The sequence below is a fragment of the Bilophila sp. T19-St14 genome (assembly GCF_059728385.1).
The window spans coordinates 207810-219196 of record NZ_BAAGFT010000001.1 but is presented as its reverse complement, the minus strand read 5'-3'; the positions used below and the strand labels follow the sequence as shown (position 1 = coordinate 219196).

Here is an 11387-nt window from a genome sequence, read left to right as displayed (position 1 = left end):
ATGAACGCAAGACTGTTGGAAAAGCGGGGCTCCGCCCCGTACCCCGCCGGGGGGAATGATTCCCCCCGAACCCCCTCGATAACGTGGTTCCTTATTGTTCTGTCCCTCGTGTTGTCGGTTCCGGCTTACGCTGCGGAAGAGCCGCGCCAGAACGGTTCTTCCTACGGCGGCAGCCTGGGCAAATCCGGCAACCCCAGCCCCGGCGGAAGCGGAGGCATTCAGGGCACGCCTTCAACCCGCCCCCCGTCCTATCTGCCGGGCGGCTATCAGCGGGAAGCCCATCAGTACGGTCAAAGCTCCGGCTATCAGCAGGAGGAACGCCAGCGCCAGGCCATGCCGGGCCTGCCCGCATGGGCCCAGGATACCTATCGCCCGGATATGGCGATGGGCCTGCAGCCTTTCGGGGCGAACCTGTTCCGGGGCAACTTCGCCTCCACCTACGGCAACGGCATGAACGACGACTACGTGATTCTTCCGGGCGACAGGATCACCGTGCGCGTCTGGGGTGCAAGAAGCTACGACGACGTGCTGTTCGTAGACCAGCAGGGAAACATCTTTCTGCCGGAGGTCGGCCCGGTGCGGGTGGCAGGCCTGACCCAGTCCGCGCTTTCCGGCTCGGTACGGGCGAAGCTGGCCTCGGTCTTTCCTGAAAACGTCAATATTTATGTCAACCTGCAAAGCGCCCAGCCCGTGGCCGTTTATGTGGCCGGGAACGTGCCCAATCCGGGCCGCTATGCCGGCGGCCCGCAGGATTCCGTCATGTCCTACCTTGACCGGGCCGGGGGCATCCTCCCGGAACAGGGCAGCTACCGGAACATCAAAATCCTGCGCGGCCAACAGGTCATCGGACGGGTGGATCTCTACAACTACATGATGCGCGGGGAACTGCCGCATATCCGCCTCAAAGACGGAGACACCATCCTAGTGGAGCCCTTCGGCATGTCCGTGGCCGCCTACGGCCTGCTGCGCCAGCCCGCCCGCTATGAGTTCAGAGGCGCGGCCAGCGGGAAAGACCTGCTGAACTACGCCCTGCCCATGAACGGCGTTTCCCACGTCAGCGTGGGCGGCATGCGCAACGGCGAACCGTTCAACGTCTATGTGACCCTGCATGACTTTCGCAGCCTTCAGCTTGCGGACGGCGACCGCGTGGAGTTTGTGGCCGACACGCGGGGCAGGACCATCATGGTGGCCGCGTCCGGGGCCATCCACGGCGCTTCGCGTTTCCCGGTGCTCAAACAAACCAGGCTGAAGACGCTGCTGGAATATATCGCGGTGGAACCGGAGCTTGCGGACATCAAGTCCATCTACATCCGCCGCAGGAGCGTGGCCGCCGAGCAGAAAGTCATCCTCACGGATGCCCTGCGCCGCCTGGAACAGAGCGCGTTGACCGCCACCTCCGCTTCCGTGGACGAGGCCGGCATCCGGGTGAAGGAAGCCGAGCTGATCCAGAACTTCGTGCAGCGGGCCTCAAAGCTGGAGCCGGACGGCGTGCTGGTCGTGTCCCGCGGCGGCAGGATTTCCGACGTGCTGCTGGAGGAAGGCGACGAGATCATCATCCCCCGGAAAACGGACGTGGTCCACGTCTCCGGCGAAGTGCTCATCCCCACCGCCGTGACCTGGGAAAAGGGCCTCTCCCTGAAAGGCTACCTCAGCGGCGCGGGCGGCCTGTCCGATCGCGCGGATACGGACAATATCCTGATTGTCGGCCTGAACGGGGAAGTCGCCCACGCCAAGGGACAGCCCATCGAACCCGGCGACCGCATCCTGGTCATGCCCAAGTTTGATTCCAAAAACCTGCAGCTGGTCAAGGACGTGACCCAGGTGCTCTACCAGATGGCTGTGGCCGTCAAGGTCGCCGTGGGGCTGTGAGGAAACAGAATATGAAAATTTCCGTCATCGTCCCCATCTACAATATGGAAAACTTTATTGCACGGACAATTTCCTGTCTGAAGGCTCAAGATGAACCGAATTTAGAATTTCTTCTTGTCAATGACGGTTCCACGGATTCCACGCTTTCATTGATGCAGGAAATGTGCGCGGGAGATGCCCGCTTTCATATATTCACCACAGAAAATAGAGGATATGGCCATGCCTGCAACTTCGGAATCAGGCAAGCTGCTGGAGATTTTTTTGCTATTTTTGAGCCGGATGACCATATCACCCATGATTTCTATTCTAACCTTCGCCAAATTGCCGAGCACTACATACAGGCTGATATTATTAGATACAATGGAATATATCGCCATGAAAATGGCACATCCCGCATTCTGTATCACTGGGAACAAGATTTTACAGGAAGGATTCTTGACAAATTCGCCCTGAAAAGATTCTGGCGCTCTCACCCTTCTGTTTTTAATGGCATATACCGAAAAAGTTTTATCTTACAAAAATCTGTATTTTTTTGTGAAACACCAAGCGCATCGTTTCAAGACGCCATGTTCATGGTTTCTCTGTTCTATTCTAACCCTTCAATATATATAATAAATGCTATCAAATACACATATACGATGCATAATATGCAGTCAACAAAATTTGTAAATGATAAAATAGATTTTGTTATTAATGCATGGAATATAGAAGCAGACTGGATATCAAGCAATGGTTTTATAGATTACGATTTCTTTCTATATAAAGTGTTCATTCAAATGAATAGCCTTATAAAAAAAGTATCTTCTGAAAACAAAGATAAACTTATACGGAACTTTAAACGCTTGAACAAAGGAAAAATATATCTCAGCACTAATATCCCGACAATAAAACAAAAAATACAATATGCCTTGGTATGATCTTTCACTTGCACGGATGGAGTAACTTTATGGACATTTTTCAGTTTGTGGACAGATTGTCTCCTGAACCCTGCCTGATAGGTGATGAACTCTACATTGGGGAGGGAAAATGGTTTCGGTGGGATCGAATCCAGTTCTCCCCCTTGGATGTCGCTTTTCTGAAAAAAATTTACGGCGACTGCTTTTCCCTGTCTTTGCATTTTGTCGGCAAACTTTTGATCAAAGCCGGTGTCAGCGCTGAGGGAAAATCCTTTGTCTGGTGCGGAGAAAAAACGGTCGAGGCCCGCAGGCCAAGCAAGAATATATTCGAAATAGACCTGAGCAGAGTTCAGTCCGGCACACTTGAGATCAGCCTGTATGCGCTGGAAGAAAGTGCTGTCTTTGACGGCACTCCTGTTGCCGCCGAAAAAGAAATCCGCCCTGAATATGTACTCTATGATTTTCTGTCCCCCACATATGAATTATGTTGTGAAGAGCCACTATACTACCGGTTTGCCGGAGAACGCGCCTACTATTCCTTCGAGGACAAATGCGTTCATCTGAAGAAAAATTCTTCCGTAGACTTACTGACCTACTTCAATGCCTTCAGCGCCGTAAAGTGGCAAAGCTATACCAATGTAGATCATCTGTCGATGTATCTCGATTTTGCAGGCGAAGCGCGGGCCGAGGTTATCCATATCTGCGAAGCGGGGAAAAGGGTTCTCACTTCATGGAAAGTGAAAGCCGACCGACGGGCCACACTGGAATTGCCGTTCGGCACTTATCCCGATACCGGCATCATCGGCCTGTGCATTCATGCCGAACGGGAGTGCGTCCTGTACGGCGGAGGATACCTGACGGATGCCCCTGAAACCCAGCCCGTGCGCCTTGGCATCGGCATCACCACCTTCCGCCGCGAGGAAGCTGTCAAGGCGTCCGTGGCCCGGCTGGGCAAGGCCATTGCCGCGCATCCCCTCTATCACGACCTCATCGACATAACCGTGGTCGACAACGGGCAAACCCTTGCTCCTGAAGATGTCCCCGCCGCACACTTGATTCCAAACAAAAATCTCGGCGGGACGGGCGGCTTTATGCGCAGCCTTATCCATTATCAGGAGGGAGAGACATACACCCACTGCCTGTTCATGGACGATGACGCCAGCTGCGAAGCGGGCTCGCTCTTTCGCAGCATGTCTTTCATGCGGCATGCCCGAGACCCCAAGACCTCATTAAGCGGCGCGATGTTGTATGAAAATATACAGTTCCTGCAATGGGAAAACGGCGCATGGTTTGATGGGGGATGCCATTCGCTGAACCGCAACCTGGATTTACGTGATCCGCAAAACCTGCTTCTGAATGAAAAGGAGAGTGTAAAACAAATTTACGGCGCATGGTGGTTCTTCTTCTTTCCCATCCATGCGGTGAAACAATACGCATTCCCGTTTTTTGTGCGCGGCGATGATATCGATTTTTCCTATTCAAATGACTTCAGGGTCGTTTCGCTGAATGGCATTTCCTGCTGGCAGCAGGATTTCAAAACCAAGGAAAACGCCATGACGGCGTATCTCTTTTTGCGCAGCCATGTAGTACATCATTTGACCATTCCCTCTCTAAAATGTCCTTTCCGCAAGGTATGGAACATTCTCTGGGGGCATTTCACGGCCTATAACAACTCCTATTTCTACGGCACCGCCGCCTGCGTGAACCTGGCCATTACGCATGTATTGGAGGGACCGTCATTCTGGGAAAAAAACATGGTTCCAGTGGATATCCTCAAAAAAATAAAGGAACTTTCCGCTTGTGAACAGCCTGTCCCCTACACGGAAGAAGAAAAACGGGAACTGGTATTTGCGGACAGGAATATAAAAACGCGAGTATTTCCGGCTTTCCTCCGCAGTATCAGCCTGAACGGCCACCTTCTGCCGGGCGGCATGATACGCCATACACCCAAGGATATGATTTACAAGTGGATGACGCCCAACCGCAACCGCGTATACATGCGTGACCAGATCATCATGCTTGATGAAGTTACCAGAAAAAAAACGGTACTCAAGCGTGACCCGCTCCATTACTTCAGGAATCTTTTTACCTTCCTGCGCCTGAACATCACATTCGCCCTGCGTTACACTACGTTGCGTGAACAGTATGCGCAGGGGGCAAAGCCTCAGTCCACCAGAGAGTTCTGGAAAAAGCATTTTGGAGAATAGACATGGCAAAAAAAACTCTTTTTTTAGGAAACGATGTTGCCGTTAGATATACAGGTAACGGTACAAGATACAATGTTATTGTATTTAGATGTGCAGGAAATCTTCCCCTGATAATGAAGAATGGGCGCGTTATCCCTGCTACATGGCCACACTTTCTTAACTTGGAAGGTTTTTTTGCATCCGATGAGGTTAATGAAATCTATGTGGATGCATTCCATCAACATTTGTATCAGACACCGGAAATGGCAGAGGCCATGAGGGCCATCAAAAGTGTGCTGACCAACTCCTCCGTGAATGTAACGTTTGGCCTATCTATGGGAGCCTTTGGAGCCATTGAATTCTCTAAAGAATTGAATGCGACTTTTATTGCATTGTCGCCTTCAGCGACATATTCTGGGCTACTTCCAATCTCCAGCAGATCTCAGGCATTATTGGATGAATATCATTATGCACCTTCAAATATTGAAAAAGGATTATGTAAAGAATGTAATGGGTATGTGTTCGTTGATTGTAAACATGCTGTAGATAAAATCCATGCTTATTATATAAAAAATCATACAAAATGTCAGATTTTAAACGAGCCCTTTTGGGGGCACTCTAATGCCAATAAGCTTAACGAGATAATTAAACTCAATGATCTTGTATATCAAATTCTTCATAAAACATTTGATATTACTAGTATAAAACAAAAAATGCATAATGCTTACTATAGCAATGCACATCCAAGATATGTTTATTTTCTCATACAAACTTTTTTTGAAAAAAAAATAGATAAAGATTTATATACATTTCTTTCAGAGCATATTGATATAAACAAATTATCACATATACATGCTGCTATAGAAAAATTAAGAGAAATAAATAAATTAGAATATTTAAAACAGTTTACACAAATTGCTTATGAGAAAAATCCAAAAAATACTAAGACAAAACTTTTTATCGATGAACTAAATGCATATGAAAAATTTGTTATTAATATGGATAAAGACTCACAATATTTTTTTGAAAAACTTTATTTAGAAAATAAATGTAGTGAAAATATTTATTTACTCTATTCCATCAATTTAGAATTATTAGGAAATATTTCAAAAGCAATAGATGTATTACATAAAGGAATTTCACGATTCCCAAATAGTTCATCTTTACATTTACAATTAAATTACATGAAAAAACGATCAATGTTTATGGAATATGTTTCAAATTCAAAATCATTATATGGATACTATACAGTAATTGATAAGCAAATATATAAAATTGTAAATCCAAACATGGATAAAATTCAAGATGCTGTGTCCTTCAAAAATATTATAACAGGAAATTATATTAGACATCAATTTGGAAAAATAAAATCTCATCCATTTGAAAATAAAAATCTTTATAAACTTGATTCGACTTTTTTAATATATAAAACAAAAAATAGTAATTTCTGTTTTAAATGTTGTAATATAACATTATCAAATCATTTTATTTTAAGAGATAAATCATTTTACAAAATATCTCCTTTTAATATGGATAGTAAAATTAATTCTATAGAATTTTCCATCTTCAAATATATTTAATGATATAATATACCATTATATAGGAAAAAATAATGACAAATATTCTCGAATATCTTGATAGCTCTGCAAGACTCTTTCCCAATAAGATTTTTCTGAAAACACCTCAAGAAGAAATAACATTTAAGCAGTTTCGTGAAGTCTGTCAAAAAGAAGCCTCGTATATTACCAAATACTATCAGTATGAAAAGAAACCTATTCTGATAAGTAGTACAAGGAGTATACAGACTGTTATCGACATGATAGCCGTCGTGATGAGCGGAAATTACTATATTCCTATCGATTTGACACAACCTAATGATAGAATTCATTCATATATCAATATTTCAGGATCATCATTGGCCATTGCTAATGAATTTGACTTAAAAAAATTTCAATCTATATCTAGTAACATCCAATTTATTTGTAATTCAAAAATAAAAGATACACACATAAATTATTCTATACTTGATAATATAAGACAAAAATCATGCCCTGCCGATCCTCTTTATGGAATATTTACATCAGGATCCACAGGTATTCCAAAATGTGTTTTAGCTTCTCATAATGCTGTTATGACATTTATAAATAACTTTACAGAAATTTTTAATTTTACAAATGATACTATACTAGGAAATCATTCAACATTTGATTTCGATGCTAGTGTTAAAGATATATACTCAGCAATGAAAACTGCATGTACAGTACATATTTTTCCAAAAAATTTTCTTCTATTCCCTATAAAGATGATAGAATATATTAATAAACATAATATTAACACCGCAATATTCTCTGTTCCTGTGCTCAAATTTATAAAAAAATATGATCTTCTTGGTCAAGGTTACATTCCTCACTCCATTAAAAAAATTCTATTTAGTGGAGAAGTTATGCCAAGTTCTCTGCTTAACTATTGGATAAAATATCTTCCAACAGCCGAGTATGTAAATCTATATGGTCCGACGGAGTCTACCTGTAATTGTACGTACTGGATATGCGACAGAGAAATCCCTAACGATCAACCGGTACCCATTGGAAAAAAATTTCCACATCACGATATTATATTGCTTAATGAAGAGAATGAACTAGTTGAAGGTGATGAAATTGGTGAAATTTGTGTCCGGGGACCCGCTCTAGCTCTCGGTTATTTAAATAATAAAGAAAAGACAAATGAAGTCTTCATTCAAAATCCACTTAATAAAGAGTATAATGACATTATTTATCGAACCGGAGATCTTGGAAAATATCACACTGACGGCAATTTGCTCTTTTTAGGCAGAAAAGATACACAAATTAAATATAATGGACATCGTATAGAATTATGTGAAATTGAATTATGTGCTAGACAAATTTTAGAAGTAAAAGATGTTTTTTGTTTTTTTGATCAAGTTAAAGATGAAATAATTCTTGTATACTCGAGCGATATTGAGTGTTCTGAAGATATTATTGCTTACATGCGTAGTAAACTTCCTTCTTGGATGATTCCACGAAAAATACACCATATGAAAGACTTACCAATCAATAGTCGCCTAAAAATAGATAGAATTGCAATAAAAAAAATGTTTTTAAAGGATATATAACATGTTTCATATGAAAAACATTAGCACAATAGATGATTTTATTACCAACAAACAATATAAATCAATTTGTACTGTACCATCTTTAAGCACTTTATATAAAGAAATTAATTTGGGTAATGTATATTATACATATACTCCTAATAATTTTTATATACTTATTGATCGTGGTGATTGGTCAGATTTTTATTTTTACATAAATTCATCTAACGAGACAATTCCTTCAGAAGCACTATTAAAACCACTAATTTCAACGTTTATAAGAAATAATACTTCAAAAAACAGTATTTCCCCAATATGTATAGATTTTTTTAAAAAAAATAATTTTAACAAACGTATTATTTATCAGTATTTTGTCAATACAACACTTGCAGAGGTAGTATGCTCAAATTTCCCTAAAAATATATATTATATTGATAATGCAAATCTTGTAGATTTCACATCAATCAAAGATATTATTTTCCGTTATTTAAAGAGATTAGGGAGATTGATTCCTACAGACGAAGAAATTATTGAACAAATTCAAAATAAAGAAATTTTTGTTGTTCGTACAAAAGGAGATAATGATGTTATCGCCATAAAAATGATTAAATACACTGGAAAAACTGCAGCAGATCATGGTATTGCAGTTGATGAACACCACCGGGGAAATCAGATTGCCAAAGCGCTGACAATTCAATCTTTCCAAAAAATAAAAAAACGGAATTGTATCCGTACTGACGCATGGATTGAGCAAACAAATACTATTTCAATAAAATTGCATTTACAGTGTGGATATATCGCAAATGAGCGATACATGATTAAGTATATACAAAACAACTAAATAGATAAGGTAAATATTATGGAAAAATTATATAGTCTTCTTTCCAACATTAGATCAGATATCGATTTTAAAAATGAAGAAGCCCTAATTGATGATGGTCTACTTGATTCTGTAGATATTTTAACTATTGTTACTGCAATATCTGAAGAATTTAAAATTAATATACCTATTACATATATTATACCAGAAAATTTTAACTCTGCTGATGCGATGTTCAAGATGATTTCATTATTGAAAAAGTAAACTTTTATATTTCTAGATAAATGTGAATAATAATCATTAGAAAAGTATAATGAGGTGAAATATTAAAATATATATTATCGGCGCAGGCATTTGGGGCATTACCCTTGCCGAGCGCATCGCCACGGTGATGAAGCAGCCTGTCACCATCATCGACAAACGCGACCATATCGGCGGCAACTGCCACTCCTCGTTGGATGAAGAGACGGGCATAGAGTGCCATCGCTACGGCTCGCACATCTTCCATACCTCACTTCCGCAGGTGTGGGAGTATATCAACAAGTTCGGGGAGTTCACCAGCTATCAGCACAAGGTGTTCATCACCTATCAGGGCAAGGCCTATACCATGCCCATCAACCTGAGCACCATTAATGCCTTTTATGACAAAAACTTTCGGCCTGCGGAGGCTGCGGCGTTTCTGGAAGCGGAAATAGCCCGCGACCACATTGCAGAGCCAAAGAATCTGGAAGAAAAGGCTATTTCCTTGATCGGCCGCCCTTTATATGAGGCGTTCATCAAGGGCTATACCCACAAACAGTGGGAACATGACCCACGGGAGCTGCCCGCGTCCATCATCAGCCGCCTTCCGTTCCGCACAACCTATAACGCCAACTATTTCAATGATACATGGCAGGGAGTGCCGAAAGACGGCTACTTCAGCATCTTCAAACGCATGTTGGACAATCCGCTCATCACGGTGAAGCTGAACTGCGAGTACGAGAGCATCAAGTCGCAGATTCCCGCCGACTGCACGGTGATTTACACCGGTATGCCGGATCAGCTCTTCCAGTACAAATATGGAGAACTTGAATGGCGCTCCCTGCGCTTTGAATGGGAAACACTGCCTGTGCAGGACTATCAGGGAACTACAGTGATGAACTATGCGGACGTGGAAGTGCCTTTCACTCGTCTGCATGAATTCAAACACTATCACCCGGAGCGCAAGGAGCCTTTTGCGCTGAACAAGACAGTCATCTGCCGCGAATACTCCAAAACCTACAAAAAAGGCGATGAAGCCTATTATCCCGTGAACAACACGCGCAACACGGAGATGTATGCGAAATACGCGGAAGAGGCGGCAAAAACGCCGAATCTCATCCTTGGCGGCCGCCTTGGTGCGTACCGCTACTGGGATATGGACAAGGCTATTGCCGACGCGCTTCATGTATTTGAAACCCGTATCAATCCGATAAAAACGGCCCTATAATTTATTGAGATACCATCTTAAATACAACTGGGAACTCTGCGCAGGCGGAAAGGAAAAGGGAGGAGGCAAGAGTGAGGGTTCGCAAGGTGGTTATTCCCGTGGCGGGATGGGGAACGCGTTCACTTCCAGCAAGCAAAAATATCCCCAAGGAAATGTTGCCTATTTATGACAAGCCCGTCATTCAGCATGTTGTGGAAGAAGCCGTGAGGGCGGGAATACGCGACGTCGTGTTTGTGACCAGCAGAAGCAAGGCCGTCATTGGGGATCATTTCGATTATAATCTTCAGTTGGAAGAAGTACTGGCAAAGGCTGGAAAAACGGCGCTACTCCACAAAGTAAGAGATACGGCGGAGATGATTGATGTCATAGAAGTCCGCCAGAAAAAACAGCTTGGCCTCGGCCATGCCGTTTCGTGTGCCCGTGCGGTCGTGGGGAATGAGCCTTTTGCCGTTATGGTGGGAGACGACTTCATCACGGGGGATGGCGCGGGGCTCGAACAGCTGGTTCAGACGGCTGAAAAATACAACATGCCGGTAGTGGGAGTGATGGAAGTCCCTGCCGATCGGATTAACAGATATGGCATGGTGAAAGGCGATGAGATCGCGGATGGGGTATTTCGGATTTCCGAGATGGTGGAAAAGCCAGCCGTCGGAACGACGGACGCCAGACTTGCCATTGTAGGACGTTACGTATTGCCGCCAGATCTATTCAACTATTTGAGCAACAGCGAACCGGGATATGGAGGGGAACTTCAGCTTACCGATTCTTTGGCGGCGCTGGCTAAAGATCGCGGCATGCTGGCCGTGCGCATGAAAGGAACTCGTTTCGACGCGGGTGACTGGGTGGACTACCTTTGCGCCAATATCTTTTTTGGCCTTCGGGACGAGTCGCTGCGTGCAGCGCTGCGGGAAAAACTTCAGCAACTCTCTCTGATGTAAGGGGAGTACGGACATAACGTAATGCTGAAATTCTTCTCCCGCTCCCTTAAACACAACCAAGCGGTCAGGCCTTTCCTAAAGCAAGAAGCTTCAAGGGG

The 11387-nt window shown here is 43.6% G+C and carries 9 protein-coding genes; all 9 read left to right on the top strand.

All coding sequences use genetic code 11. From position 1 onward, the window contains the following. A complete protein-coding gene (locus AC6I1V_RS00920) occupies positions 1 to 1869 on the top strand; it encodes a polysaccharide biosynthesis/export family protein (protein ID WP_497736765.1) in 1869 nt (622 codons plus the stop codon). Between the two features lie 11 nt (positions 1870 to 1880). After that, entirely contained in the window at positions 1881 to 2786 is a 906-nt protein-coding gene (locus AC6I1V_RS00915; RefSeq protein ID WP_497736763.1) for a glycosyltransferase family 2 protein, read from the top strand. Positions 2787 to 2815: 29 nt separating this feature from the next. Further along, on the top strand, positions 2816 to 4972 hold the full coding sequence (locus tag AC6I1V_RS00910) for a hypothetical protein (RefSeq protein ID WP_497736762.1): 2157 nt from the start codon (positions 2816 to 2818) through the stop codon (positions 4970 to 4972). A 2-nt stretch (positions 4973 to 4974) separates the two neighbouring features. Further along, on the top strand, positions 4975 to 6531 hold the full coding sequence (locus AC6I1V_RS00905; RefSeq protein ID WP_497736760.1) for a hypothetical protein: 1557 nt from the start codon (positions 4975 to 4977) through the stop codon (positions 6529 to 6531). Between the two features lie 32 nt (positions 6532 to 6563). Continuing rightward, positions 6564 to 8084: an AMP-binding protein gene (locus tag AC6I1V_RS00900; protein ID WP_497736759.1), complete on the top strand. Its 1521-nt coding sequence runs from the start codon at positions 6564 to 6566 to the stop codon at positions 8082 to 8084. 1 nt (position 8085) lies between these two features. Beyond that, positions 8086 to 8904 (top strand): GNAT family N-acetyltransferase, encoded by an 819-nt coding sequence (locus AC6I1V_RS00895; protein ID WP_497736757.1) that lies wholly within the window; start codon positions 8086 to 8088, stop codon positions 8902 to 8904. 18 nt (positions 8905 to 8922) lie between these two features. Next, positions 8923 to 9147, top strand: coding sequence for a hypothetical protein (locus AC6I1V_RS00890; protein WP_497736756.1), 225 nt, complete (start codon positions 8923 to 8925; stop codon positions 9145 to 9147). 61 nt (positions 9148 to 9208) lie between these two features. Beyond that, on the top strand, positions 9209 to 10351 hold the full coding sequence (gene glf / locus AC6I1V_RS00885) for a UDP-galactopyranose mutase (protein ID WP_497737099.1): 1143 nt from the start codon (positions 9209 to 9211) through the stop codon (positions 10349 to 10351). A gap of 71 nt (positions 10352 to 10422) precedes the next feature. Beyond that, on the top strand, positions 10423 to 11289 hold the full coding sequence (locus tag AC6I1V_RS00880) for a UTP--glucose-1-phosphate uridylyltransferase (RefSeq protein ID WP_479859997.1): 867 nt from the start codon (positions 10423 to 10425) through the stop codon (positions 11287 to 11289). The last annotated feature ends 98 nt before the right edge of the window (positions 11290 to 11387 follow it).